This window comes from Christiangramia crocea, assembly GCF_022410465.1.
Taxonomy (GTDB): domain Bacteria; phylum Bacteroidota; class Bacteroidia; order Flavobacteriales; family Flavobacteriaceae; genus Christiangramia; species Christiangramia crocea.
In genome coordinates, this window is the sequence record NZ_JAJSON010000013.1 from 45465 (window position 1) to 72257 (window position 26793).

Annotated in this window: 24 protein-coding genes; 1 reads left to right on the forward strand and 23 read right to left on the reverse strand. The window is 41.5% G+C overall.

Annotation, left to right across the window (positions count from 1 at the left end):
• Positions 1 to 43: 43 nt before the first annotated feature.
• From LU635_RS04670 to LU635_RS04745, 16 genes are all read right to left on the reverse strand, one after another.
• Positions 44 to 1483: a pyridoxal phosphate-dependent decarboxylase family protein gene (locus LU635_RS04670; RefSeq protein ID WP_240096712.1), complete on the reverse strand. Its 1440-nt coding sequence runs from the start codon at positions 1481 to 1483 to the stop codon at positions 44 to 46.
• Positions 1484 to 1502: 19 nt separating this feature from the next.
• Positions 1503 to 2057, reverse strand: coding sequence for a GNAT family N-acetyltransferase (locus LU635_RS04675; RefSeq protein WP_240096714.1), 555 nt, complete (start codon positions 2055 to 2057; stop codon positions 1503 to 1505).
• A 24-nt stretch (positions 2058 to 2081) separates the two neighbouring features.
• Entirely contained in the window at positions 2082 to 3392 is a 1311-nt protein-coding gene (locus LU635_RS04680) for a M20/M25/M40 family metallo-hydrolase (RefSeq protein WP_240096716.1), read from the reverse strand.
• Between the two features lie 170 nt (positions 3393 to 3562).
• Positions 3563 to 4954 carry a vanadium-dependent haloperoxidase gene (locus LU635_RS04685; protein ID WP_240096718.1) on the reverse strand — a complete coding sequence of 464 codons (1392 nt, stop codon included), beginning with the start codon at positions 4952 to 4954 and terminating at the stop codon, positions 3563 to 3565.
• 218 nt (positions 4955 to 5172) lie between these two features.
• Complete coding sequence (locus LU635_RS04690) at positions 5173 to 6561, reverse strand: vanadium-dependent haloperoxidase (protein WP_240096721.1); 1389 nt, start codon at positions 6559 to 6561, stop codon at positions 5173 to 5175.
• Positions 6562 to 6669: 108 nt separating this feature from the next.
• The gene (locus tag LU635_RS04695) at positions 6670 to 7500 is read right to left on the reverse strand and encodes a helix-turn-helix domain-containing protein (RefSeq protein WP_240096723.1); all 831 of its coding nucleotides are present in this window, start codon (positions 7498 to 7500) and stop codon (positions 6670 to 6672) included.
• 166 nt (positions 7501 to 7666) lie between these two features.
• On the reverse strand, positions 7667 to 8092 hold the full coding sequence (locus LU635_RS04700) for a hypothetical protein (RefSeq protein WP_240096724.1): 426 nt from the start codon (positions 8090 to 8092) through the stop codon (positions 7667 to 7669).
• A gap of 95 nt (positions 8093 to 8187) precedes the next feature.
• Entirely contained in the window at positions 8188 to 9312 is a 1125-nt protein-coding gene (locus tag LU635_RS04705) for an SMP-30/gluconolactonase/LRE family protein (RefSeq protein WP_240096726.1), read from the reverse strand.
• A 90-nt stretch (positions 9313 to 9402) separates the two neighbouring features.
• Positions 9403 to 10035 (reverse strand): chloramphenicol acetyltransferase, encoded by a 633-nt coding sequence (locus tag LU635_RS04710; RefSeq protein WP_240096727.1) that lies wholly within the window; start codon positions 10033 to 10035, stop codon positions 9403 to 9405.
• Between the two features lie 45 nt (positions 10036 to 10080).
• Positions 10081 to 10482: a hypothetical protein gene (locus tag LU635_RS04715; protein WP_240096728.1), complete on the reverse strand. Its 402-nt coding sequence runs from the start codon at positions 10480 to 10482 to the stop codon at positions 10081 to 10083.
• 147 nt (positions 10483 to 10629) lie between these two features.
• Complete coding sequence (locus tag LU635_RS04720; protein ID WP_240096730.1) at positions 10630 to 11193, reverse strand: DUF4256 domain-containing protein; 564 nt, start codon at positions 11191 to 11193, stop codon at positions 10630 to 10632.
• A 74-nt stretch (positions 11194 to 11267) separates the two neighbouring features.
• Complete coding sequence (locus tag LU635_RS04725) at positions 11268 to 12518, reverse strand: DUF418 domain-containing protein (protein ID WP_240096732.1); 1251 nt, start codon at positions 12516 to 12518, stop codon at positions 11268 to 11270.
• A 255-nt stretch (positions 12519 to 12773) separates the two neighbouring features.
• Positions 12774 to 13409: a dioxygenase family protein gene (locus LU635_RS04730; RefSeq protein ID WP_240096734.1), complete on the reverse strand. Its 636-nt coding sequence runs from the start codon at positions 13407 to 13409 to the stop codon at positions 12774 to 12776.
• A gap of 144 nt (positions 13410 to 13553) precedes the next feature.
• Positions 13554 to 14006 (reverse strand): VOC family protein, encoded by a 453-nt coding sequence (locus LU635_RS04735; RefSeq protein WP_240096736.1) that lies wholly within the window; start codon positions 14004 to 14006, stop codon positions 13554 to 13556.
• 50 nt (positions 14007 to 14056) lie between these two features.
• The gene (locus tag LU635_RS04740; RefSeq protein WP_240096738.1) at positions 14057 to 14440 is read right to left on the reverse strand and encodes a VOC family protein; all 384 of its coding nucleotides are present in this window, start codon (positions 14438 to 14440) and stop codon (positions 14057 to 14059) included.
• 179 nt (positions 14441 to 14619) lie between these two features.
• Positions 14620 to 15720, reverse strand: a complete 1101-nt coding sequence (locus tag LU635_RS04745) for a permease (RefSeq protein ID WP_240096740.1) — start codon at positions 15718 to 15720, stop codon at positions 14620 to 14622.
• A gap of 276 nt (positions 15721 to 15996) precedes the next feature.
• Between LU635_RS04745 and LU635_RS04750 the strand changes: the two genes are divergently transcribed.
• Entirely contained in the window at positions 15997 to 16824 is an 828-nt protein-coding gene (locus tag LU635_RS04750; protein WP_240096742.1) for a hypothetical protein, read from the forward strand.
• A 125-nt stretch (positions 16825 to 16949) separates the two neighbouring features.
• Here LU635_RS04750 and LU635_RS04755 read toward each other — a convergent pair whose 3' ends face one another.
• The 7 genes from LU635_RS04755 to LU635_RS04785 all read right to left on the reverse strand — a co-directional run bounded on the left by LU635_RS04755 (position 16950) and on the right by LU635_RS04785 (position 26786).
• Positions 16950 to 18590 (reverse strand): ATP-dependent nuclease, encoded by a 1641-nt coding sequence (locus LU635_RS04755; protein WP_240096744.1) that lies wholly within the window; start codon positions 18588 to 18590, stop codon positions 16950 to 16952.
• 199 nt (positions 18591 to 18789) lie between these two features.
• A complete protein-coding gene (locus tag LU635_RS04760) occupies positions 18790 to 19302 on the reverse strand; it encodes a cupin domain-containing protein (protein WP_240096746.1) in 513 nt (170 codons plus the stop codon).
• A gap of 19 nt (positions 19303 to 19321) precedes the next feature.
• Entirely contained in the window at positions 19322 to 20278 is a 957-nt protein-coding gene (locus LU635_RS04765; protein WP_240096749.1) for an amidohydrolase family protein, read from the reverse strand.
• Positions 20279 to 20434: 156 nt separating this feature from the next.
• The gene (locus LU635_RS04770) at positions 20435 to 21328 is read right to left on the reverse strand and encodes a carbohydrate kinase family protein (RefSeq protein WP_240096751.1); all 894 of its coding nucleotides are present in this window, start codon (positions 21326 to 21328) and stop codon (positions 20435 to 20437) included.
• Between the two features lie 19 nt (positions 21329 to 21347).
• The gene (locus LU635_RS04775; RefSeq protein ID WP_240096753.1) at positions 21348 to 21779 is read right to left on the reverse strand and encodes a GNAT family N-acetyltransferase; all 432 of its coding nucleotides are present in this window, start codon (positions 21777 to 21779) and stop codon (positions 21348 to 21350) included.
• A gap of 99 nt (positions 21780 to 21878) precedes the next feature.
• Entirely contained in the window at positions 21879 to 23621 is a 1743-nt protein-coding gene (locus LU635_RS04780) for a RagB/SusD family nutrient uptake outer membrane protein (protein WP_240096755.1), read from the reverse strand.
• Between the two features lie 12 nt (positions 23622 to 23633).
• A complete protein-coding gene (locus LU635_RS04785; RefSeq protein WP_240096757.1) occupies positions 23634 to 26786 on the reverse strand; it encodes a SusC/RagA family TonB-linked outer membrane protein in 3153 nt (1050 codons plus the stop codon).
• Positions 26787 to 26793 lie beyond the last annotated feature (7 nt).

The following is a 26793-nucleotide window of genomic DNA, read 5'->3' on the forward strand; positions in this document are numbered from 1 at the left end:
AATGGAATTTTTAGTTTCAGTAGTTAAGTTATAAAAATAAGCCTTATAAACCTGAAGAGTCTTTTTTTCTCTTAAGAATCTCCAGTAAAAGTTGAATTTGGGCTAAATGTGCCCTGTAGACCAGCACGGCCACTCTAATCCAGAATACCCCATTTATACTGGTGGAAGACAGAAATATCCTTCCGTCTTTCTGAATGTCTTCCAGCAACTTCTTATTGAAACTATTGGCATCACCTTTCGCAGGAATATAACGAAACATAGATACGGAAAGTTGCGGTGCCGGCCCGACTTCAAAACCTTCAATTTTCTGAATCTCCCTATGGAAATATCTGGCCAGGTATATTTTTTCTTCCAGTGCCGCTCTGAAGGGTTTCAGCCCGAATAATTTCAAAGGCAGCCAGAGCCGCATACCCCTGAAATGTTTGGTAAGTTCAGGAGAGATATCGGCAGGGGAAATCTCCTCGTTTTCCGCACGTGTATCCTGCATATAATCGGCCAGGTAATGATGCACTTCTAAAAGGGCCTCTTTTTGCTTTATCAGCACAGCTCCTGTACCAAAAGGCAGGAAAAGGGATTTATGCGGATCCAGGATGATGGAGTCGGCTCTCTCTACTCCCACAAACTTATCTCTCATTTGCGGCACCAGTTTAAAGAATCCCCCGTAAGCTGCATCAATATGGAACCAAAGTCCATATTTCTCCGCTATATCGGCAATGTCATTAATTGGATCTACGGCCCCGGTGTTGGTGGTTCCAACGGAAGCAATGATAAAGAATGGAATCAATCCTTTCTTCCTGTCATCTATAATTGTCTTTTCCAGCTCATTTGCAGAAATTTTCAAATTCTCATCCATCGGCACATACCTCAAAACAGCTTCAGATAAACCCGCAATGCGAATAGCCTTTTGGATAGAATGATGAGCCTGTTCCGAAAGATAGATCACCGCTCTTTCGAAATCACGAGCCTTAAGATTTTGAGCTTCACGTGCAGTTACAATGGCAATGAGATTTGCAATAGAACCTCCTGAAGTGAGATTCCCGGCAGAATTTTCCGGGAAACCCATCAGCCTGCACATCCATCGCAATAGCATATTCTCAAGCCTCACGGCTCCGGGAGCAGCATAGAAAACACCCGCATACCTGTTGCTTACGGCTGCCATATAATCACCAAGCGCTGAAGGATAAATACCTCCGCCCGGAATATAACCCAGGTAACCACCAGAAGCCGGGTTGATCCCTACCCGGTCTATGTTGCCTTCCACAGCCTTAATAAGACTGTCAATTTCTGTGGGTTCTTCGGAAATATCAAATTTATATATGCCCTTTCCTTTTTCTTCGGAATGATAATAGGCCTTATCCTGTTCAATATTCTTTAGGAAATTAGCTGAATATTGAAGTACCTGAGCGTTCCAGTTTTCTTTTTGCTCAGGTGAAGGACTAAGAAGTCTTGAAATTTTTTCGAGTTCCTTTATTCTTTCGATCATTATTGAAATTTAATGAAGATTAATTCCAGTCCCAAACTATCACTATCCATTCTATCCCTGAACTATCCTTATACCGGTCTATTTCCTTGAAACCTATTTTTTTATGTGCATTTAAGGAACGGGAATTTAAGGAAGAGATTTCGGTTATGGCAAAATCATAATTTGCAGAATAAAAATCCTTATAGGCCTTATAGCAGGAAAATAAAACTCCTTTCCCGCGATATTCCTTTGCAACACAAACCTGGCCAACAACCAGATAATTATATGATGTAATTCCCCTATTATTAATGATTAGTTCTTTAAACCGCTCGAACATGGGTCTAAGAACCGGCACTTCATGCTCAGATATAATAGTCATTGCAAGCAAGTAAGCTATGACCTGCCCATTATATTCTGCAATCACATGCTTTTCAGTTTGATTTAGATTGTATAATTGCTCAAAAGAATGCTGTACGGTCACAAAACCCTGGGTAGTTATCTCCTCCAAACTGAGATTTTGCCTTAGGTTCTGTTTTTGAAGGTCAAGTATACCTCTGAGGTCGGCTTCAGATTCTCCGGTTCTGTAATTTATCAACTTTTTAGTAGTTAACCTGTTTAGTTACTTAAACCTTTTCATCTGCGACAGCCTGTGCATCAGGATAGCCGCTCTTTTAGCCTGACGTGAGACCATATTCAAATTTCCGGTTTCATTCACCGTATGATCATCTGCACCGCTTAGTCCGAGTCCATCTACAGCCATTTCAACATGTCCCTCGGAAAATGAAATATCAGCGGCCCCAGCGTTTCTCGGATCAACAGCATAAACCTCTCCAAACCCGAGATCCTGGCTTATCTCGTTATAATATTCCAGCAATTTTGAATTGCCCTCGGCAGGTGCGAGAGGAGGATAGCCCCCATCATCAAAACTGAGTTGTGCTTCCGTTTGTGGATAATTTTCAGTAACTATTTTGGTCATGGTAGCTTTTGCCCGGGCTAATTGCTCTAAAGAAACGGCCCTTATATCTCCTCTTACAACTGCCTTTTGCGCAACCACGTTCGTTTTACCAAATGCTGTACCGCCAGTATTGTCTGCTTTCACATCCACCGAAGTTCCTCCCAGAATAAATCCCGGATTAAAAGTAAGATTCTCTTCTGAAGACAATTCGGCATAGAATTCATTAAGGATTCGGGAAGCCTCATATATGGCTCCGGTTCCTACCTTATCGGTAAATACCTGTGAAGAATGTGCTGCATTGCCACTTACTTCAAGCTTCCAGCTTGTGGAGCCTCTTCTCGAGATCACAATGGTCTCCGGGTTTCCATCACCATTCTCAAAACCAAGGGCTACATCTGCCCACTTCGCCCCTTCTACAAGTTCTTCCTTTGAAAGTTCAATGGGATCCCCGCTTTTTTCTTCATCCCCGGTCATCACTATCTTTACCGACATTTCATCCAATACACCCGCCTCCTTTAGAGCGCGCATAGCCAGAATTATTACCACATCACCACCCTTCATATCGGCTACTCCTGGCGCTTTCATAATGGAGTCATTCTCCATAGTTGAACTTTGAAACGGACTGTCCAGTTCAAATACCGTATCCAGATGGCCTATAAGTAATAATTTCAGACCTGGCCTGCCTTCGTGAGTAGCGACTAAATGACCCGCACGTCCATAAGGTTCGCCTGAAGTAAGCTGAGTTTCAAAACCCAGTTTATCCAGTTCAGTCTTAAAAAGTTTACCCACTTCCCGTACTCCTTCAAAATTCATGGTACCGCTGTTTATGTTCACAGCTTCTGTAAGCAGGTCAATGGATGCCTCGGTATGTTCATCAACCGACTTTACGATCTTCTTTTCCACCCTGTTGAGCTGGGCGAAAGAAAATACCGGAATTAAAATAAGGAGAAAGAGACTGATCTTGATTAATTTCATATTGTAGATTATTATATTAAGCCTACATTTTCTTAAAGACAGAAGGCATATTTTCAATTCCGATAAAAATACAAAAAAGCTTAGACCAGATACTACCGGATACGAGCTCCAATTATAAAAAAAGTCCGGCCTCATATAAAGCCGGACTTTTAAGCAAAACCACCCGATTTTTAAAGGAACTTCTTAATTTCCCTCAGGTTATTTTCAAAAATATACTTTCCAAGTTCTCGCCCATGTCGTTCACCAACCTCAGCACCCTGCCTGAAATCGTAACCGGCATAGACTCCAAAAATGCTTTTTTCTGAAGCCATTTCGGAAAAAGTATCCATATACCTTTCAACACCAGGCAAATAGTACGGACTACTGACATTAAAATTTGCAACATCGCTATGGAAATAGGATTTTAGAATTTCGGCCGCAGCACCTGCACTATATGCATTAGAAGGCGGAAAGGTTGGGTTGGGAGGAGTGGGACTCGGCGAGGAAGGGGTCCAGCTCACATCTCCTATAGTAGATTCATTACCGTCTGAATCGCCAGCCCTGATCGCTGTAATAGGCCGCCAGAAAGCATAATGAAATTTCTCTTCAAATGAAGCAATATAAGAATCTATCACCGACATTTGAATAAGCCCTATTAACCGCGCTGCTTCCCAGCCATCCAGTTTTCTATTTTCTACTAATATTCGGGTTAGCCGGTTCATGGAACTTGAAGAAGTTTCCCTCCAGAAAATACTAATCTCGGTTTGATCTGCAGTGCGCAGCGGGCAATTGTTGCAACCCAGTTCTTTCACTTCATTATAATCGGCCAAATACTCTTCAGAATTAATAGAATATGGAGCTTCATCCATGAACTGGTCACTAGACAGAATTCCAAACGGAGTAAGATTCCCCAGATTTGCTCCAAACACCCCATTTGCAGGCCAGATGGGACCAGGAAACACATAAGGCGGATAATTTGCCTGGTAGTCACCAGGTTCAGTACCTCCAATATAGCTGGAAAAACCAATAGAAATATCACCTGCTCTTTTAGAAAGAACAGCTGCCGCTGCATCTTTACCAATGTTAATTCCTCTGCTTTTAAGATCGGAATCTTCAATGCCTGAAAGGATAATACTTAATTGGGATTCCGAGGCCATGGCTGCGGGAGGATAAAGCTGAACGATCATATCCCTTGCTGCCTGAGATACTGCAGCATCGGCAATGGAATGGATGTTTTTCTTAGTAATCCCTTCCGCATCCACATCAGAATTATCCAGCGCATAGGTCTCGAATTTTGGCACTACATTGTTCAAAGCATCATGCATGGCCAAAGTTACCATGGCATAGATCTTTACTTCCAGGGGTTGGGGGATTTGCTGGTCTAAATTCTGACTGAGTAACTCGTTCCACTGCAGTACGGCTTCATTGCTATAGGAATTTATCATTCCATTGTTAAAATTTTGCCCTTTTGCATCTGCAGAATACAATAAATGGGAGTCATTAGATTCGATTGAATCCTTTTCACAAGATCCTAGACCAATAATAAATATCAGTCCGCCTAAAAATTTAAGTTTCGCATTCATAACTAATGGATTAATTAGACTAAAATGATGACAATGCAGGGGTTGCCACTATAAAATTGGAAATTTACAGGCATATTCTGGTGGTATAAAAACGACATTCTCACCACGAGAAATAGAGGAAGTCCGGATCCCTCTGTAGCGACCCGGACTTCTCTCAAAAATTCACAGGAAATCACATAGAAACTGTAAACTCCTTCTATTCTTTCACTAAAAACACTTTACAAAATCTTTTTAAGTTCCCTCAGGTTATTTTGAAATACATAATTGCCAAGTTCTTTCCCCTGTCTTTCACCTACTTCTATAGCATGTCTAAAGTGATAACCTATATAAATCCTGGAGATAGCTGTTTCGTAAGACATTTGCGAAAAGCTGGTCAAATGACGTTCAACTCCGGGTAAGTAATACGGACTTGTAAGATTCAGATTGATATGATCACTATTGAAATAAGATTTAAAAACAGCTGCGGCAGAACCGCCGGCATAGGCATGAGTTGAAGGGAATTCTGCTGTGGGAGGTGTAAAGAAACTTGATGTCCAGGTTAGATCCCCAACGGTAGCATCAACTCCGTCAAAGTCCCCGGCACGTATGGCCGAGACCGGTCTCCAGAATTTGTAATAGGCCTTGCCTTCGAATGAGGCTATATAGGCATCTATTACCGCCATTTCTACAAGACCTATTAACCTTGCTGCTTCCCAGCCATCCAGTTTTCGCTCCTCTATTAAGATTCTTGCCAACCTGTTCATGGAACTGGCATTGCTTTCAATCCAGAAGGCACCTATCTCAGTTTGTTCATCAGTTCTCATGGGACAGTTGGTACATCCAAGAGATTTAACCTCATTATAATCTGCCACATATTCACTGGAGTTTAAAGGATAAAGGCCCTCATCCCTGAACTGATCTCCTGAAATTATTCCGAATGGGGTAAGCTCGCCCATATTAGGAGCGTAAGCTGCATTTGCTGGCCATATTGGCGGATTGGCAAGCATAAAGGGCATATAATTGACCTGATATTCTCCCGGTGCGGTCCCCCCGATATATGTTTCAAAACGCAGTGGAAAATCATTCGCTCTTTTTTCCAGCATGGCTGCCGCGGCATTCTTGCCTATATTAATACCTCTGATTTTAAGATCTGAATCTTCAATCCCCGCAAGAATGGAATTCAACTGGGCATCAGCGGCAGCTGCCGATGCCGGAAACAGCTGAACCATCATATCCCTCGCCGCCTGTGAGACCGCAGCATCGGCTATGGAATGGATATTCTTTTTGGAAATACCAGTGGCATCAACTTCTAAATTATCCAGCGTATAGGTCTCATATTTTGGAACTACATTGTTCAAAGCATCGTGCATAGCCAGCGTGACCATTGCATATATCTTAGATTCCGCCGGCAGCGGCATAAGGTCATCTATAGACTGACTTAATAATTCGTTCCATTGAAGTACAACTTCATTACTGTATGAATTTATCATACCATTATTGAAGTTTTGGACGCCTTTTATGTCGGCTGAAGATAATTCGGCGTCGCCAGATTCGATCACGTCTTTTTCACATGACCCCAGACTAATTAGGATTATTAGTCCACCTAAAAATTTGAATGTCGTTTTCATAACTGATGAATTAATTAAACAAAATGGATGACAACGCAGGGATTGACAACATAAAATTGGAAATTTCCAGACATATTCTGGTGGTAAAAAAACGACATTGATTAGGCCTTATCGGTTTAACCCCAATGCCCTTTCTATGGACCTGGACTCTTCACTCATAAAATATGTTGGGGTAGCACCGGTAAATTCCTTATAGTCTTTCACCAGATGTTGATAATCGTGATAACCACAGTAAAGTGATATGTCAAGCCAATCGGGCCGCAGAGGCTGCATGCTCATGAAATAAGACTGATTGAATCTGGCGATCCTTGCAAATAGTTTAGGGTTTATTCCTATATAATCCTGTGATTTTCTTTCAAATTGGCGGGAAGATAAACAGGCCTCCTTTGAAAGCCAGTCAAGTGTGAATTTTCCACTGTTGCTTACCATGAATTCGAAAATCTTATCAGATGGTCTTGAGAGCATTTTTGGTGTTGCGGTTAGGTCTAATAAAAATGTCTCAATAACCCCGATCATCTCTTCATAAGTTTCGCAGCTGCTCAGTCTAACATTAACTTCTCGTGCCTTTACTGGAATAACGGCCTCCAAATCTACCGCCATGTTGATAAGCAGCCTGAAGGGGATACCGGTGAGACGATGAAGTACTCCCGGTTTAAAAACCACCAGAATGATCATGATTTCATTATCGATACTAATACGGTCTATACGTTTTGTGAATTGACCTACTATAACAGATCGCGAGCGGGTATACTTTGAATTTTCACCAGAAAAATTTGTGACCTCTGCACCTCTGGGATAAAAGATAATGCACTGCTCGGGATGAGGAGGATAAGGCTTCGGGGTAGTTCTCAAATTAGGAGGAATGATAAAATGGCGTATCCTGTACAGGCTAACGTATTCCTGCAAAGCTGCACAGGGATAAACATTCTCGAAAATCATCTCTATTGCCGGAAATAACTATAAACGTTTTATAAAAAAGACCGCATTAAATGTAGCCAATAAACGCCTACCAGGATGGGAGGGAAAACAATTATAATCTCACCAATTTTCTGAAAATCCTAATTTCTCATTTCGTGAATTATGAAAATATTGAACTGAAAAAATCCTAACCGGCTGCGAAAAGTGCTATCGCAAATGGCAGAGTGATAAGTGCTGAAATGATCGCGGGTTTATGCCAGCTTTTCTTTTCAAATTCTGCATCCTTACCTATAGATCTATTCCAGAAGAATTCATTTAGAATAACAGCTCCCAGGATATTCAAAGGAATTCCCAGATTGGTCTGTAACTGAACTGTAGTGAGGGTAATGGCTGATCCCACAGTAAAAATCACCCCAAATGCAAGCACCTCCCACCTCGCCTTATTATCCTTTACCTGTTTGAGATTGCTCATCAAAAGAACTGTCCCGAAAATAGTGGAAAAGATAACCGAGAAGATATAGATCACCCGTTTGGAATAAAGTTCAGGTAATACTTCTGAATTTCCTTTATTCATTTCGGCTGAGTCTGTAAGCTGAGGATCACTATCTTCCATTTTAATTTAAAATTTATAAAACTGGTTTGCGAAAATAACCATTTTGATCACAAAAGGATTACAGTGTTTTTAAAAGATTACTGTCCCGAATCCATTTAATCCAGAATTTCGATTTCGGAATCATAATCATATCTGAGAAGCGCATTCCCCAAACCTGTAAAATAAACAGTGGACCTGTCATGAGACCAGAAAACTCCGGTTAAAGGATTATTTAATGGTTTCCACATTTCCGGTTCACCAATATCAATTATAGATTCGCCCAAATGGGTCTTTAAAACCCATTCCAGCTGCTTCTTTGAATTATCTGGTGAGGGAGCGGAAAACACGTTATGAATGCTCTGGTCGTCTTTATCTATAGCCAGGATCTTGTTCTGAATTAATGAAGCCAGCCAGAGGTTGCCATTTTCATCTGTTTCTAAATTATCTGGTGAAAGCACAAAAGCATAGTGCTGTTTCTCTGAAAGTGTATCTTTTTCCCGGTCAATTTTGAATCTCAAAATCCTGTCTATCCTAAATTCTGCTACAAATAAATGTTCCTCGTCTTTATCCATAGTAATACCATTTGCAAAATATAAGCTGTCTGCCACAAGTTTCGCCTCCATTTCTTCATTGTCCTTCCTGCCTTCTTTCAACATATATACAGCCCCTGTAGGTATAGGTGTAGCAAAAGCATCATCTAATGCCTCTGAGGTTCCATTCGGATTATTCGAAGATTGTGAGAACCATATACTGCCCTTTTTATCCCTGTAAACATTATTCACTCCGTAAGAATGCTGATAGATCATTTCGGTATCTTCAGTTTCTATATTTATCCTGAAAATCTTTCCTGAATAAACACATGAAACAAGTAAAAATTTATTGTTATCCTCCAGGAATACGCCTCTGGCTCCACCTTCTTTGTAACCTTTCTCTTTCATTTTTCCAAAAATACGATGAGACCCGTCCTTTTCTATCAAATGAAGTCCATCGGTATCATCGGCTACCACCAGCCTGCCATCCGGCAGCCCGGCTCCATCCTCGGGAACATCGAGATCCCTGGTAGTAGGGAAAACATGTGTAGAATCATACTCAAACAATGGAAAGCCTGCATCCTTTCCTTCCTTGGAAATATCTATTTTGATAGGGGCGGACTCTGTGTCGCCATCTTCAGTTTTAACAGTATTGGTACATGAAAGGCAAATACCCCCTAATATGAAGAGTAAACCAGCGAATTTTTTCATGGATCTGATTGCTTTTTGTGCTCACAAATTATCAAAATTAAATCACTTCAAGTATTAGTAACCGTAAACGCTAAAAAATTCGGGTATCTGTTAGATCCTTTCGGCCATTAAATCCTGAAACTGGTCAAGAAATCTGGCTATATGTATCCCATCCACCAATCCGTGATGGGCTTCGATGGAAACAGCCATCTTTCTCACATTCCCGTCCATAAAGGACTTCCCGAAAGTTATCTTAGGAACACTTTCTCCTGAATTATGATTTTTTGCATAGGACACCCCGGTGATCCTGAACCAGGGCAATGTTGAGTAGTGTACAACATCAAGTCTTTCAGAATCTCCTGTGGCTCTTAACCCGGTAGAATTCTGAACGATCCTTATCTGGTCTTTCAGGTTTTTATTGAAATCGCTGAAACTATCAGAGAATTCCACGTGGGAAAAACCGAAAGTGCCATCTTCCCGGCCAATTGTGGTTGCCGCATGTATCTTATCAAAGCTAACTACCTTGTCATCCAGCAAGCGCAGGCATAATTCCTCTGTTCTGTTAACGGCGATAATAGACCTGTGTAGATAACAGCCAAAGAAGGATAAGTTATTCTTCTTTGCAATTTCATAAGCCTCTGTACAGTCGATCTCGGTTACAATTCCAAAAAAGGGATTATCATATTCCGAAAAGAACTCAAAGTGTTCCTTTCTGTTCCAGTTATTATAGTCTATCTCTTTCATTTATCAGATCTGATCCTGTTTGAATTACCAGTTATACCCGCGCATTTAAGAATCACTAGAAACCAGGCCTCGCTTTTGACTTTCATAGGTTAGTTCCCACAGTCCGTATAAAAGTATCCAGACCGGAAGATATAAAACATACCATCCTGTGGAAAGGTCAAAATAGGCAATACTTACATAGATGATCCCCAAAGAGAAAATGATCGCGAAGACCCCATTATAAATATGTAGAAAAGCATTTGTTTCCTTTTTCATCAGTTTTTTAATAACTATTACCAGCAGCGAAATCACGAAGCCCAGTATAAAGACCCCAATGATAATGGATGTCAAATCTAATTCTTCATTTGCATAATAGGTGATGGTACTTGCAAATAACATTATCAAAACCACTCTTGTGACCACCCAGAAGTAATAGGTAGATTTAAAAATTGTATCCAATAGTTTCATATTTTCCTGATTTCCGGGGCTAAAGTTCATGTTTTGGAGTCCAGATCAGTCTGATCGTAAAGACAAGGCTTATCCCGGGTTGTGAAATTAATTATTTTCTGTGTTTTTTAAACGGGAATATAGAATTACAGATTCCGGGATTTCCGGCTATAACCTTAAAACTCCTCGAAATCCCCTTGCGGCATAGTAAGACTGTGCTCCGTTATGGTAAATAAACACAGTACTGTATCTAAAATCACCAAAGATGGCGCCTCCAAGTTCCCTGATCTCTGAAGGGGTCTTAAGCCAGCTGGATGTCTTGCTGTCAAAATCACCAAGCTCCTGCAATTCGCGGTATTGTGCCTCGGTAAGCAATTCTATACCCATCCCTGCGGCCATATCCAAAGCATTGTTTTCGGGTTTATGCTTTTTCCGGGCTTCCCATGCCTCACGATCATAACAGGTACTCCTGCGACCTTTAGGGCTCTCAGCCGAGCAATCATAGAAAATATATTCGTCCGCATCCTCATCATGACCAACCACATCGGGTTCCCCTCCGGTGTTTTCCATCTCGTTAAGGGACCAGAGTTTGTCTGCATTCTTTTCCAGTTTTGCCTGTACCTCTGCCCATTCGATACCCTGATGACGTTCCATATGCTTTTCAAAACGGGTTTTTAGAAGCCCGATCAGTTTCTTTGTCTCCTTTGAAGCCAAATGATTTTTGCCTGCCATGATTTAGCTTTTTGTTTGAAATGTAGTCCTGATAACCTGGTGGGTTCAATTTATAAATTTATCAGGAAAGTTTTCTATTGCTTTTCATAACCCACCTCTGGAAGATTAGCTTTTTGTAATCTTCTAATGGGTAGTAACTTTTTATACGTAAGGCATCTCCATAGCCATTCCAAGGGACCGAACTTAAAATAGGTTAACCAGAGCTTACTGTATATTACCTGAACAGAAAATATTGCCACTGCCGTGGATAGAGTCTGGAATGGGCTCATGGTTTCGTATAGCGAAAAACCTATTGAAGAGAATAGGATAAGACCTAAAAAGCTTTGCATTATATAATTAGTAAGTGCCATTCTACCCGCATATCTCAAAGGTTTAAGCAAAGTCTTTAGTTTTGAATTGTACCAGAGCCAACCAATTATCCACAGGTAAAAGATGCCCATCACCACGTCTGATACTACCATTGCTTTAACAAAGTATGGTCTTAAATTTTCATCAGAATATATATCGTATTCAGGAAGTACAAATAAGAAAACAAGCCGGTAAATATTTGAAAGTATTCCTGCCAGAAGCAGGGGTTTCCCAATTCTGGAAATGAAAGATTCCAGGTTTTTATAGATCTGGTTTTTTCCCAGATATAATCCTAGTAAAAACACAGAAAGGGCAATAGGTGCAAGGAAAGAGAAGAGCATTGGAACATTGCTTAAATATTCCCGGATTCGCAATTGTATTCCTTCCAGGTATGAACCTTCACTGATGATTTGGTTTACCAGTTCACCATCATAGCCATTTAAATAACTGCCCGGATCATAATTTAGTGATTCCATGAAGAACCCCATTACCTCATCATAAAATGGAAACAATAAAAAAAAGAAAGACAGAAATAATATCAATCGGTTAGATCTACCTATAAGAGTTGTCACCATTAATCCCAGCAAAGCATAAAGATTCAGAACATCTCCAGACCAGATAAATATTATATGAAAAACACCTATCAAAAACAGTATGAACATTCGCCGGGCGAAGAATGAGAAGGAGAGCCTGCCTTTTTCTTTAAGTTTAAGTGCCTGCATCGAAATTCCCAGTCCGAACAAAAGGGAGAAAATAGGAAAGAACTTAGTGTAAAAAAATAGTTGAAGTATTCTCTCGGAGATTCTGTCTATACCAGAAGTCCACTGTTGGGCAAATTCATCCTGATTAAGGAAGGTTGAATTCATTATTACAATGTTCACTACAAAAATTCCCAGAACAGCAAATCCACGATAAACATCCAGCAGGTCTATTCTGCTCTCTTTTTTAGTTGGTTGGATAACCGTCTTATTTTCCAAATTTCAGTCTTTAATGCAAAATGTATTATGTCTAAGAAACTCCGGAAAGCGCTAGAATGACTATGTCCAGCCGGAATTCACGGTTAAAAATACTCATTTCTATTTTACCTGAATAATTTTTTGAATTTTCCCGGGCTTATCCTTCCCAGGGCTGTTCTTTTTTATCCATTGCCCATATACCGATCCTGAAACTATAAGTTTAAGAATCATATTCAGCTATACTTGAAGTTAGAAAAAGATCAGAATGACATCCGGCTATTCATATTCCGGAATATTTTCGCCTAAAATTATATCCCTCACTCCAACCCAGAGGTCACCCTGTTTTTTTAAGATCAAAAGACCGGAGTTTCCACCTCGCGGGGAGTCGGGATCTGTTTCTTTTTTAGTTAAAAGACTATCGCCCCTGAAGTGAGCGCTCCCCAGCCAGTAATATTTGCCATCAGGCTCAAGAATAGTATAATGTATATGTGCAGGTTCCGATCTGCTGGGGTATGCTGCCGGTTTTAGGGTATAAAAAGTATAGTTACCATTTTCATCGGTCCTGGTCCAGCCTCTTAAATAACCATGCCTTCTGGCCCATCCCTTTTCGTTTCCCCGGGTGGGATAAATCCCGTCCTGATTGGTATGATACACATATACAATCACATCTTCAGCCGGAGTTTTCCCATCTTCCTGATAAACCGTACCTGTTAATTTCATCCTCATTCCTTCCTCATTAAAATCGGGAAGGGTATCTACAGGTTTCAATTCCTTATCACCATATTCAAATATGGCCTCACAACCTTCACATGGACCACCAACGAGCCTGTGTTCTGACGTCTGGCCTTTACAACCCAGGATAATTACCGGCAGGAAGAATAAGATGATGAATGGAGAATATCTTCGTCTCATGATAAAAAATATGAAGTTCCGGTCAATAATTTTTAAATATTCGCTAATGCCGCTCATTTTTAAATTCTAACCACCTATAAGTTAAGCATTTTTTGTTGGAAAGATCGGCCGTTAATTGTGATATATGTTTCCGGCAGGGGGGCTTTATTTCCCACTAATATCTTCTGCAAGTCCAATAAGGAGTCCTTCAACTCCGCGAATATAACACAGCCGATAGGAGTCCTCATATTGAACCAGCTCACCAACAAGCTGAGCGCCTTTTTGGGTGAGCCTGGATACCAGTTCGTCAATATCCTCAACCGTGAACATTACACGTAAATAACCAAGGGAGTTCACAGGCGCTGTCCTGTGGTCAGCAATGACAGTTGGATTTAAAAACCTTGAAAGTTCAAGCCTGTTATGCCCGTCTGGCGTCACCATCATGGCGACTTCTACCTTTTGTGAACCCAGGCCGGTAACCTGTCCCGACCATTCTCCTTCGATGGTGGTTCGCCCTTCCAGCTGCAAACCTATTTCCTCGAAAAACGAGATGGCATTATCGAGGGATTCCACGACAATCCCAACATTATGCATCTGCGGTAATTTACTTTTTGTCATATTTTTTAATGTTACCTTCTATTTGAGTTATGTGCTGTTGGTAGTTGACGTTAATTTCCTGTAAACACTGTTTTTTCATCAACAAAACAAATCGGATTTCCAAAAGGGTCCTTCGCATAGAATAAGGTTTCTCCCCAGGGCATTTCTTCAATTTCTCCAAGCGACCTGCAATCAGACTTTTTCATTTTAGCTCTAAGGCTTTCCAGATCGGGTACTGAAATATAGATATACTGATTTTCATGAAATTTCCATTCACCCTGGCCATCCCCATCAGATTTCGGATCATAACAGGCAAGTATAGTTCCTCCAATATCGAAATAATGGCGTCCCGGTGAAACTCTTATCCCTTCTTGATCTAAGATATCAGAATAAAATTTCCCGGCCCTGTCAATATTATTTACAGGAAGAATCACTCTATATAGTTTTGCTTTCATTTCCAGTTTTGTTTGTTCTTACGGTCCCTGTTAACGACAAGCGCGGAGAAGGGGCGCGAGGCTCAGACCTGGTTGATCAAGTTAATTATTTTCTTTCTAATCTCTTCCGTCTCTTTGTGCTTAAAAGTTGTTAGCAACCGGCCTTACCGTCTTTATTATACAATTTGCAGAAAACCTGCTTAATTTATCAAATTGAACAATATTCCAAATATCAAAGAACCGGTTAAGGCAAAAGACACATACATGATAAATATCTTTTTTCTAACGATCCCCCAAACAGCAGCCATTGCCGGCAGGGTGGTAATTGGTCCTGATATCAGGAAGGCTAAAGCGGCTCCTTCACTCATTCCCAGTTCCAGCAGACCACCAATTAAAGGCAGTGCGGTAAGGTTGCTGGTATAAAAGGGAATTCCTACCAACGACGCGGTTATTATGGACTTAAGCCCATTACCGCCCAGCAGGTTTGAAATTGGTTCCTGGGGTACATAAAACTGGATCAGAGCATTTATAACGAAAGCCAGCGTCATAAATTTGGTCACCATAAGCGTTGCCTTAACTGTTTCCCGAAATACTTTATTCCAGATTGATGCCTTCTCTAACGAGCAGGTTTTAGAGCTACAGGTTTTTGTCTCCTTTGTCTCCACGCTGCTTGCAGGCTCAGATTGTAATTCGGGCGCCGAAACACAACAATTCAGCATTGCGGTATTATTTCCGTTTGCCACTAACTGTACTTCCGCTCTTTTCGCTTCTCTTGCCGCTGTAAAGATCACTTTCAGTGTTTCCCATGCTTTTTTAGCTGCAATTTTCATTGGACTTCTAGTTGAAGTTGTCATATCCTTCTTCAGAATATCAGTTCCAAGCCAACCCTTTACCATGCATAAATGTGTAATGTAGCCTGAAAGAAGACTGATACAAAGTGTTGCTGCAAGTCTCCAGACCGATAGCTCCCATCCAATGGTAGCAGTACTTAAAAAGAAGATCTCGGGATCCATAGATGGGGATGCGATCCAAAATGACATCACCGGAGCCAGAGGCACGCCCCCAATAAGTAAGGATGCGATTACCGGAATAACTCCACAGGAGCAAAAAGGGCTGAAGGCGCCAATGATCGTGGCCAGTAAGACTGACACCAAAGGTTTTGCATCAACAATTCGGTGGATCCTTTTTGATACCCCCGATACATTTACAAATACAGCAATGGGAATTGTTATTACCAAATAGGGCCAGATATGAATAAATGAGTCAACAACAAACTGCGAGATTCTAAAAATTTGTTCCATTTTATCTTTTTTAATTAAACATTTCGAAACAGCTCTTTCTATAGAGACGAAACATGATTAAAAAAGACGCATTTTTTAGTAAGAATTAGAACAACAGCGATTTGAAAGACTAAAATTTGAGAACAGGTTGCCCTCTGGAGACATTTCCAAATTTAGCTTTTCTGAACTTTCTCATTAGAAACTTCTTGGAATTTCGTAACTTACTGACAATCAGTTTGTAAAAAACATACGCCCCTGCATTTGGGATAGCTTTACGTAAAAAAACCAAGTTAGCGTATGGAAACAATTACTGAAAATCAGCAAGCCAGGAGGACCGACAAAAACAAAAAAATGTTCGGTATTATCAATCCCGGCAAAGCCTTTCACTTCCCTATGAGTGATTTTATGGCATCGACCTCGCCTTATGGGCGAACATTCATAACTGCGATCGTTTTCGTTAGTCTGATGTTGTTAATGGGATGCTCGAAAGATGATCTAACCGAAAAACCGGTCATTTCACATGATGCAGCAGCTCAGGTTAATGCAGCAGCGATGAATGCCAACAGCAATGGCCTTATCACCCAGAGCTTCCCTTCCGGGGAAAACCCGGGTCCTCCACTCTATGCTTCAGGCCTGAGCCTTGGCCTCTCCGATTTCGGGGCGACCCGAACAGATGGCGAGTGGGTGGCTATCACCTTCGTGCGGAATCCGGATTGTATCCCGGCCGACTACAATCTCCTGTCGGCCCCCAACATCCCGTTTGTATTCGGGTGTAGCCTTACGATAGAGGGCACGGTATGGTTACGCGATCCTGCAAATCCCTCGAATGCCGTTAAGGCCATGCATCGTGGCCTGGGCGCTGTACCGGTCTATTTCGTAGCTCTATCAGAGTTTGAGTCGGCAACCCAGGATCTTATACTAACGATCGGGGAGTTGAATGGTTTGTCGTCACTTTTGATCGGCTATGCCAGCTATCAAAGGGATGTGATCCAGTTTCCGCAAAACGGCCGGCCTGGAATGCACAGCATTGTCTCCCGTGGTGAACTGGAAGACGGGCGTTCCTTTGAGCACATAGGTGTGGTGGTTGGAGCACGGAACGTAAATACCACCATCCGCTTCGAGTGACCAACAATAGCCTCGATTTTAGAAATTATGCGGAATAATCTTCACGGATTATTCCGCTGGTTTGTTTCTTGAATGGAGTTCTTCAAATGTCACTTCTATTTTGAGTTATGCTTTGTTAGCCTCAGTTATCTGCCGTTCCATTTATAAATTTCATTCAACAACTGGTTTAGCCTTCTCTTAAGATCAAGAATATTTAAGTCGTTCTCATCTATATATTGAATAATTTCTTTTGAAAATTTACTTTTTGCTGATCCATAATTCTTTTTCGTTTTTTTTGAAATTATATCTTCCAATTTTTTGTCAGGATCAATTTTAATTTTTTTATCTATCCACTTACTTAATGTAGATTCCGTTAAGTAATTTTCAATTTCTCTTCCTTTGGTAATCCAACACTTTTTTTCTCCTATTTCAGATTTAATCCTCTTCTTTGTGCAATTGATTTTGGCCTGACTGGTAAACCCGTCACGATCCATAATCACAAAAGCATTCCTATTTAATTTCAACAATGAAATTAGGTCTTTTACAATTACCTCATTTTGGAAAGAAAGATGAGATAATAATCTACCTCCATAAAACATTATTGTAAAATGTAGTCCTTCAATTAATTGGTCATCAAGTATTTTTAACCATTTTAATAAATAAACCCTATCACTTGGACCTTCCACCCAGATAACGCCATTTGATTGCAGAATATCGCTAGATTGATATCCTAAATCATCTAGAATTTGGATTGATTTTTTTGATCTGTCCGCATGAGAAATTTCTGAAAATTTACCATTATTTCTAATATGATAAATAGATGTATTCTTGCTCGAATCAAGAAAAATGTTTGAATGTGTAGTGATGAAATATTGGTTATTTGTTTTGTCTAAAAACCTTATAAATTTTCTTTGTAATTCAGGATGAAGATGGATTTCAGGTTCTTCTAAACAGACTATGCAGTTCTCATGAATTACTAATGTACTACATAAAATAACTAATTGATGAATTCCTGTTCCGAAGGATTCTAATGGAAGTCTATTTCCGTCTATTGTTAGAACAATTTCTTCTTTTGTATGAGGGATCTCAATTTCTAAATCTGGTTTATTAATAAGATCACTTACAAATTTTTGAATCTTTAAAAATTTTTTGCGAAGATTTTCATCCCCAATTAAAGGATTTTGCATTTCAAACATTTTGCTAATAATGTTTGACCCATTGATCGATGAATTAGAGTCTCCAAAATCATGTCCTTCTTTGATTATCCTAAAATGAGGAATATAAATTAAATCATCAAAAACTCTTTTTATTTTCCTTTCTACAAATCCTGACCAAAGGCCTTTAACAGCTTCCTGAAGTTGTGGTTTACCGGCAGAAGAATACTGATTTTGAAATGGTATTAATTCATGTTGTTCGGCCTCGGCGATAAATACTGGCAGCTCAATAATTCCTTTATTGAAATTATACCATAGAAAATGATCATTCTGTAATATCTCTTTTCTTCGGTATGTTAGTCTTTCTTTGTTAACCGGTAAGTCTTCTCCGTTAAATTTTAATGCAATTTCAGCCCCTAATTCATTTCTCCTATACTGATTTTGAATGTTATTCGGAAATTTCTTAAATTCTCTAAGATTGGAATTAATTAGTTGAAGAAACCTAAGGACATTAGATTTTCCACAATTATTTTTTCCAATAATTACATTAATCTTTTTTAAATTATCAAGTGTAACTCCTTCTTCATTAAAACTTCTAAAATTTCTAATTTTAATTCCTTGTAGTTTACTCATATTTGATAATTGTGGCTAACTGGTTATATCCTCCCTTTAATTAGCTTTTCACTTATCCAGGTTAGGAGATAACCGAATATCGTTCTAAAATAACGAGAACAAACCAAAAAATAACGTTTAGGTATAAATTTTTTTGATAAAGGCAAAAAAAGAACAGGTGAAAGACACCTGTTCAACTCCTGTTATTTTCATTAAAAAATTATTTGGCCAGGCGCGGGTCGTCGGCCTTGTTCACATAATTGATCTGCCAGGGACCCTGCCCGTGCAGCTGGATGATACAGCCTTCTTCGGTGGTCGCGAAATGAGTGGACTTTGCCGGCATCACTACAAAACCTCCTTCAGAAATGTGCTCTAAGGCATTTGCGTCAAACTTATCTCCCATTCCCATCTTAAAGCTTCCCGAGATCACGGTTATATGCTCATCTACCGGGTGCCAGTGCGCCTGTATCGAATAACCCGCAGGAAGTTTAAGCCTCATGGTGAACAGCCCTTTTTTGCTCAAATCGCCTTCTATCACCTGGAACATGGCTCCAGGAGGCAAAGAGGCCGGCCCTTTCTGCCATTCGATATCTTCAGGATTTACCATGATATGATTTTTCATCTTTGAATCTTTATGATCCTGCGAAAAAGCGATCCTGCCGTTCATCAGGAAAAGCAGACTGAATGCCAGTATCCTGAACATTTTAAAAAAATTACTGGTCAGTATTTTCATACTATTGTGTTTTGAATTGTCATTCATTTCCGAGGGTTATTTGCAGGAATCTCTCGGCATTATTATACAGGATATCCCTCTTTTGTTCCTCGCTAAGAAAATCGGCTTCCTGTATGGCCTGGATCCCACTTTCAATCATTTCAGGCCAGCACATCTGGTCTGAACCGAACATGATCCTCTTTCCGAGACCTGCCCTTACCAGTGCCTCGAGGTAGTCGTAAAAAGCAGTCCTGGGAAGCAGCCAGGTTATGGTAGAAACATCGCCATAAAGCTGCGGGTACTGAGACATCATCGCGATCATCTCATCCCGGAAGGGGTAACCCGAATTCTCGACATATAGCCTGAGTTTTGGATGCCGAACCAGTACCTCTTCCAAAAGCAAAGGACTACCGGCAGCCGTACGGAAACCCGGAAGCTCCGGCCCGATCCCTTCAGTATGGATCAGCGTTGGCAGATCAAGTTCTTCTGCCAGTGCGAAATATGGTTCCAGCTTTGGATCATTGGGAGCCATCCCGTTGAGCTGGGTGGCAATTTCTCCCATCCCGGCGTAAAATCCCTCATCAAACTTTGACCGCATTTGTTCCAATCCGGCTTCATCTGGCTGAAAAATGAACGGGGCAGCAATAAACCGACCGGGAGCTGCATCGATCCACTTCGCCATAATTTCAGGATCCAGACCGCTAAGATGTGCTTTTACGATATTGTTGCGATCCATTATTTCAAGGGTCTTTCTCATAGTCTCCTCGTGACTCGCGGTAGCCTTACCTTTTCCCTCACAGGGTTCCGGTCTGCAAATAGCAGGCGTTCCTGCCGGCACTTCAAACGGAGGAAGATCGGCATGCAGATGCATGTCTATGATCGGTGGGGCCTTCTGAGCAAAAACGGGCTCAGGTAAGAATGCTAAAAAAAGGAAGAGTGAAAGAACACTTAAAACTTCCCTTATCCTAAGACTGGAATTGTTGATCTTTCTTTCCATAATCATTGAGTTTTGAATTATCAAATAACCCAGCAAAAAGCCTGGAAAGAATGGAGTTTGGGAGCATAAAAGATACTGCTTCTATTCAAGAAACAGGAATTCCTATACTACATCTAAGATAGTCAATAAACTGCCCTGAATCAATAAGTAGCTTCCCTAATAAGGGTTTATAAAAGTCTTTAAACTTTCAGCAGAAATATCGGGGTTTGCGCCTTCCTTTCCTGCTACCAAAGCTCCCACTGCACAGGCCTGATCGAGAGCCGCCTGTGGTTCTTCTTCCTGAAGCAGTTTGGCGATAAGAGTTCCTAAAAAGGAATCTCCCGCTCCCACGGTATCCTTTACCTGTACCTGGTACCCGGAATTATAATACAGCTTTTTATCGTGCATCAGCACCGCGCCATGCCGCCCCTTGGTCACACAGATAGACCTTGCATTGGATTTCACTGCAATAAAAAGCAGGTTCTGTTCCAGCGAATTGTATTTTGACCCCATCATGCCCGCGATCTCAAAAAGCTCATCATCATTGAACTTGATGAACTCGGCATGTTGCATAAGTTCCATCAGGAGTTCCTTTGAATAATGCGGCGGACGAAGGTTGAAGTCCAAAACCCTGTATTTCGCTTTCGGGATCAGCTGAAACAATGTGTTCCGGCTCACTTCATCACGGCACACCAGGCTTCCGAAGATAAAAGCATCAGCGTTCCTTACCGATTCCATCATGGCATCGGTCAACTCGATCTTATCCCATGCCGAAGGATAGGTGATTTCATAGGTGGCCGAACCACTCGCAGATAAAGTGACATTCACCATACCGGTTGGATGTTCCTTATCTTTCCTGATATTCCTGGTGTTCACCTGTTTGGAATTAAGGTATGAAAGCAGTTCCTCACCTTTTTCATCGGCTCCCACTTTGCTGATCATTTCGGTTTCCACACCCATGCTGCTCAACCTGCTAGCCACATTCAGAGGTGCGCCACCAATCCGTTCCATATCGGGAAACACATCCCAGAGGATCTCACCAAAACAAACCGCCTTTACTTTTTTTGCCATGCTTTTAAATTCAATTTTATTAGTCTCTTAGTTTATTCATCCCGGGTCGTGAGCTTCCACGTTCCAGATACCCAAATCTTGTATAGAAATCCTTGACGCCTTCAGCCGCCATCAGGCCTATAAATGAGTGTCTGTAAGTGTTCTTATGGAGCCATTCTTCCAGTTCTCTCATAATGCGGTCCCCTATACCCATTTTCCGGAAGGCAGGCATTACGATCACATCCTGGATATAGAAATAGATGGCTCCGTCTCCAATGATCCTTCCAATCCCCACCGTTTGTCCGCCTGCTATCGCGCATACCGCGAACAGGGAATTTTCAAGCCCTTTTTCCACCGTGCTGTCATCAAGGTCTTCCCAACCCGTAGAACCTCTTAAGATCTGGTATTCCCTAAGTGTGGGATTTCTATGTTCTATCTGAATTTTCATGATCCCAATGTCTTCTGCATTCAAGATAGAAAATATTTTCAGGGCAGGATCATAATAAACAGATTGAATAAAAAACACGAGGAAGATCCCCGTGTTTTTTGACTAACTCAAACCACTTAATATCTAGTAACCAGGATTCTGTACATATAAACCGCCGGTAAAGTCTATTTCACGCTGTGGAATTGGATAATATTCATCTCTTCCGGCTGTAAAAACAGCATTTGTTAGAAAATCCCGTTTAGTTTTCTCTTCATCAAGATACGCGTTAAGAGTTTCAGCCGCTTCACCCCATCTAACCAGATCAAAGAATCTTGGGCCTTCCATTCCAAATTCCAGTCTTCTTTCAAATTTCAGGGCTTTCCATGCAAATTCTTTACTTGGGAAAGAATCATACAATCCAACATTATATATATCAGAGGCGCCTGCCTCTATAGGTCTTTGCCCACTGGTAGCCGCCCTTTCTCTAATCTCATTGATTAATGGAAGTGCTTCTTCATATCTGTCCAGTTGAATAAGGGCTTCAGCCTTAAACAGCAGTACATCTGCATAGCGAATAAAGATCACATTCCTGGAGGTTCCAACAAAAGGACCTTCCTTAATATAGCAGGAACAATCTGGCGCCTGCTGTTCCTTCATATTTCCAAAGAACCCATATACCCCGGGATCTCTCGCCCAGCTGAAGTTATAGATCATATCTCCCTGTGAATTCACGGTATTGCGATATTTAAACGGCCTTCCGGGAACTCCAACCGTATGATCAAGTCGGGGATCTACCGTTAGTCCTGAAGAAACGGCCACTGTTCCGTCTTCCTGAACATTGTTCAGAATATCTGAATTATTAAAGCTATCCAACAATGGCAGTCCATTAGCATCGGTCTTGAAGGCATTCACCATATTCTGGCTGGCCAGGTGGAAACCACAACATCCATAAAGCCCGGTACCATGTGGTGAATTAAGGCCAGTTACAAAGCTCACCCTCCCTACTCTTGTTCCGTCATTAATAGAGAACTGGGCGGCCCAGATTGACTCCGGCCCATTCTCATATTCCACAAGAAAGTTATTTCCGTAATCGGGTTCAAGGCTTCCAGTCACCTCATCGGCATAATCTATCACTTCCTGAAGCATAGCTTCGTTGATATTCACCACCTGGTGAGTCTCATTCTGTTCGTATGCCTGGTACAATCTCACCTTAGCAAGGTAAGCCGCTGCCGCATTCCTGTCGGCTCTTCCCACCTCATCCTGGGCCTGGGGAAGATTATTATAGGCAAACAAAAAATCCTCTGCGATTTTATTCCACAATTCCTGATTTGGAATATCATTACTGGTTTGTGCTATCTCCTCCTGGCTAAGCTCCTCTGTGACATAAGGTATCTTTTTAAAGATACGCTTCAGCATAAAATGAGAGTGAGCTCTTAAAAAATGCAGTTCGGCCTGTCTTATGGTCTTCATCTCATATTCCGCATCGGGAATCTCATTGATAACCGAAAGTGCAAAGTTAGCCCTGGAAATAGCCTTGTAGTAATTGGTCCAGGTACGTGGAGCCATCCAGTCACCCTGGTCTGGTACGGTTAAATAATACTGTTCATAACGGTCTACCACATCCACATCGCTACGACCTCCGCCTCCTTTATAGGAGTCATCAGATCTCACACTTCCATAGACCCACATATGTGTAAGAGGCCCTATCATCTCATCATTTGCTATTGCGGAATAAGCTGCAATCACAAGGGATTCGGCATTATCTGCCGTTGCAACATTCTCACTGGAAAGAACCCCTTCCGGTTCATATTCCAGAAAATCATCGGAACAGGAAACCGCAGTAAATGCAAGTATTAATCCTGTTAGTATAAGTTTTATATTTTTCATGATTGTCATTGATTAAAAATTCACATTAACACCCAGAGAAACTACTGTAGGCACAGGTATTCCATCCACATTGGTTCTTTCAGGATCCGCTCCTATATAATCTTCCGGAGTAAACCAAAAGAGGTTCTCTCCCTGCAGGTACACCCTAAAGTTCTGAAGCGGAGCCAGTCTTTCAATCAGCCCATCTGCAAGTGTATATCCAAGTTGCATATTCCTGATCTTGAAATAGGAATTATTCCTGAACAGGTAATCTGAAGTTCGAAGATCATTGAAGGCAAGCGATAATGACGGGATATCACTCCCGGTATTATTAGGAGTCCAGGCATCAAGCACTCCCAAACCTGCATTCTCCCTACCCTGTACAAAATTGTTCCAGAATATATAAGGATCCTGACCTATCCTTCCGGTTACCCCGGAACCGAACACTGAAAAATCCCAGTTCCTATACCCAAGATCTATGCGTATCCCGTATTCAAGATCTGGCAGGGTGGTACCAATAAAATCACGGTCATCGGTATCTATCACGCCATCACCATTAAGGTCCTTAAATTTTAAACCTCCCGGTCTTGCTCCAACCTGATCTGGCGAATTGGCAATATCTTCCTCGCTTTGAAAAAGTCCATCGGTTCTATACCCGAATATGGAGAACTGGGAATGTCCCAGAATTGAGTTCTCGGCTGTTCCCGGAAAAGCCGGCCGTACTTCCTCCGGAAGGAATGTGATCTCATCCTTAAATGAAGAAAAGTTAGTGGATACTGAAAAGGTTAATCCATTCTCCAGTGTATTGGAATAGCCTAATGCAAATTCCCATCCATTGGTTTCGGTCGATGCTCCGTTAAGCACTCGTTGCTGTCCCTCTCCTATTACTGAAGGAATTGGAGGAGTTGTAAGAATATCCACCGTCTCCCTGGTAAAGTAATCAAAGGATCCTGAAAGCTTATTGTCAAAGAAGCCAAAGTCTACCCCAAAGTTCCATTCCTTAGTGGTCTCCCATTTAAGGTCGGGGTTCTCCGCCTGCACAGAAACAAAACCTGAAGGTAAATTTCCGGTGTCGTTCCCATTGATATCATAGGCTGTCCCCACATTATAGTATTGCTCAAAGAAACCTCCCGTAAACTGAGAAAGTGTAGAACCATATCTGGCCTCATAAAGACCAAATCTTGCAAGGTCACCAATGGCCTGGTTACCTACCTCACCGTAACCCGCTCTTAACTTCAGGTTGGTAACGACCTTATCGTTCTTAAGGAATTCCTCATTGCTTATTCTCCATCCGGCAGTAGCCGCAGGGAAAACACCATATCGATTGTTCTTTCCGAATCTTGAAGATCCATCCCTACGAACCGTAACTGTCGCCAGATATCTGTTATCAAATGAATAATTAATTTTTCCAAATTGAGAAAGCAATCGGTTCCCCGAAGAGTTTCCATTAGCTGTCCTTGCTCCGGTTGCTGCATCAAGCACAAAATAAGATTCCTGCTCTACCGCAAAATCTTCCGCCCGGGCAATAACCGAATCAAAATCGTTCTTTACAGATTCCACACCCAGTAACAATCCAAAATCATGGTCTTCAATCTCAAGCTTATAATTCAGGGTATTGGTGAATACCACGCTGGTATATTTATTAGTATCAAAGGTAAGGCTGTTATTACTACGGGTAATAAAACCATTGTTTACCCTTGGTTCTATATCTTTTCTTTTGAAATCACTAAAGTCAATACCCAGACTTGACCTGAAGGTTAAATTTTCCAGTAGGTCAACTTCGGCAAAAATATTTCCGAAGAAATTATTCTTCTCAGCATTATCCCAACGGTTCAAATACTGCATCAATAATGGGTTATTCCTGTCTGAATATCCTGCTCCCAGTGGACCTGCGAAATCTCCGTTCGCATCATACACAGGAATTGTAGGAGCCAGAGTGATCGCCAGTCCCGGAGTTGGAGCTCCACCAACATCTCTTGCTGCAAGGGTCTCATCTGAAGTTGAGAACTGGGTGTTTACCCCAAACCTCACCTTATCATCAAAAAGTTTTGTGTTGGCATTGATCTTGGCAGTATAGCGATCGTAATTGGTATACTTTAAGATTCCGGTATTCTTGAGATATCCCATATTCACCAGGAACGAGGATTTTTCAGAATTCGCGGAAACGGTAACTTCATTATTAAAAACATAACCTGTTTCATAGACTGCATCCTGCCAGTCTGTATCCCCGGCCGGAACATTCTCATTACCGCCCACAAATGGCTGAACACTCACACTATTTAGCACGGGATCATCATAATCCATATTCCAGTCAAAATCATAGATCTCTCCATATCCAGCGGCAGGATCGGCTCCATCATTTACAGAGGCTCTCCAAATTGCTTCCCCTCTCTGAACCGCATTCAGCATATCATAGCGTTGTTGCTTTTCTGACTGCACCGAAATGTTGGAGTTAATGCTTACGCTCACCTTCTCTGCAGCGCCCGATTTGTTCTTGGTAGTTACCACAATTACCCCATTTCCTGCTCTTGCACCATAGAGGGAAGAAGCCGAGGCATCCTTTAGTACCTGAATAGATTCTATGGCATCCGGATTCAGGGAGGAAAATACTTCCTGCCTCTGGGTTGGAACTCCATCTATAACATATAGCGGGTCATTATTACCCAGGGTAGTGATACCCCGAATCAGCACCCTGCTACTTGCCCCGGTTGGATCTCCTGACTTTTCAACAAATAATCCAGGTACACGACCCTGAAGGGCCTGCATGGCATTACCTGAACTACGGCTCTGGCCTTCAATAGGAGCCACATCTACAACAGTAATTGCTCCTGTCACATCTACCTTACGTTCCCTGGAATACCCAGTAAGTACCACTTCATCGAGCAAAGCGGCATCGGCCTCAAGGGCAACATCTATAACACTTCTTCCATCTACGGGTACTTCTGTTTCTTTATACCCCACAAAAGTGAATACCAGGATGGCATCTGGAGCCACCTCGTCAAGAGTATAATTTCCATCAAAATCGGTTGAGGTTCCCTGAGAGGTTCCTTTTACAAAAACCGAGGTTCCGGGAAGAGGCATGCCTTCGGCAGCCGTGGTAACGGTTCCCGTGACCTGCATGTCCTGAGCATTAATAAAGCTCAAAGGCACTAACAGCAACAGGAATAAGCTTAATTTTAATTTCATGATTGTC

Coding starts and splice junctions, on each gene's coding strand:
- LU635_RS04730 (WP_240096734.1), bottom strand. CDS start 13,409: ATGAGACGAAGATATTCTCCATTCATCATCTTATTCTTCCTGCCGGTA.
- LU635_RS04780 (WP_240096755.1), bottom strand. CDS start 23,621: ATGAAAAATATAAAACTTATACTAACAGGATTAATACTTGCATTTACT.
- LU635_RS04765 (WP_240096749.1), bottom strand. CDS start 20,278: ATGGAAAGAAAGATCAACAATTCCAGTCTTAGGATAAGGGAAGTTTTA.
- LU635_RS04770 (WP_240096751.1), bottom strand. CDS start 21,328: ATGGCAAAAAAAGTAAAGGCGGTTTGTTTTGGTGAGATCCTCTGGGAT.
- LU635_RS04785 (WP_240096757.1), bottom strand. CDS start 26,786: ATGAAATTAAAATTAAGCTTATTCCTGTTGCTGTTAGTGCCTTTGAGC.
- LU635_RS04680 (WP_240096716.1), bottom strand. CDS start 3,392: ATGAAATTAATCAAGATCAGTCTCTTTCTCCTTATTTTAATTCCGGTA.
- LU635_RS04685 (WP_240096718.1), bottom strand. CDS start 4,954: ATGAATGCGAAACTTAAATTTTTAGGCGGACTGATATTTATTATTGGT.
- LU635_RS04715 (WP_240096728.1), bottom strand. CDS start 10,482: ATGAAACTATTGGATACAATTTTTAAATCTACCTATTACTTCTGGGTG.
- LU635_RS04740 (WP_240096738.1), bottom strand. CDS start 14,440: ATGAAAGCAAAACTATATAGAGTGATTCTTCCTGTAAATAATATTGAC.
- LU635_RS04695 (WP_240096723.1), bottom strand. CDS start 7,500: ATGATTTTCGAGAATGTTTATCCCTGTGCAGCTTTGCAGGAATACGTT.
- LU635_RS04700 (WP_240096724.1), bottom strand. CDS start 8,092: ATGGAAGATAGTGATCCTCAGCTTACAGACTCAGCCGAAATGAATAAA.
- LU635_RS04705 (WP_240096726.1), bottom strand. CDS start 9,312: ATGAAAAAATTCGCTGGTTTACTCTTCATATTAGGGGGTATTTGCCTT.
- LU635_RS04670 (WP_240096712.1), bottom strand. CDS start 1,483: ATGATCGAAAGAATAAAGGAACTCGAAAAAATTTCAAGACTTCTTAGT.
- LU635_RS04690 (WP_240096721.1), bottom strand. CDS start 6,561: ATGAAAACGACATTCAAATTTTTAGGTGGACTAATAATCCTAATTAGT.
- LU635_RS04750 (WP_240096742.1), top strand. CDS start 15,997: ATGGAAACAATTACTGAAAATCAGCAAGCCAGGAGGACCGACAAAAAC.
- LU635_RS04755 (WP_240096744.1), bottom strand. CDS start 18,590: ATGAGTAAACTACAAGGAATTAAAATTAGAAATTTTAGAAGTTTTAAT.
- LU635_RS04720 (WP_240096730.1), bottom strand. CDS start 11,193: ATGGCAGGCAAAAATCATTTGGCTTCAAAGGAGACAAAGAAACTGATC.
- LU635_RS04745 (WP_240096740.1), bottom strand. CDS start 15,720: ATGGAACAAATTTTTAGAATCTCGCAGTTTGTTGTTGACTCATTTATT.
- LU635_RS04710 (WP_240096727.1), bottom strand. CDS start 10,035: ATGAAAGAGATAGACTATAATAACTGGAACAGAAAGGAACACTTTGAG.
- LU635_RS04735 (WP_240096736.1), bottom strand. CDS start 14,006: ATGACAAAAAGTAAATTACCGCAGATGCATAATGTTGGGATTGTCGTG.
- LU635_RS04760 (WP_240096746.1), bottom strand. CDS start 19,302: ATGAAAATACTGACCAGTAATTTTTTTAAAATGTTCAGGATACTGGCA.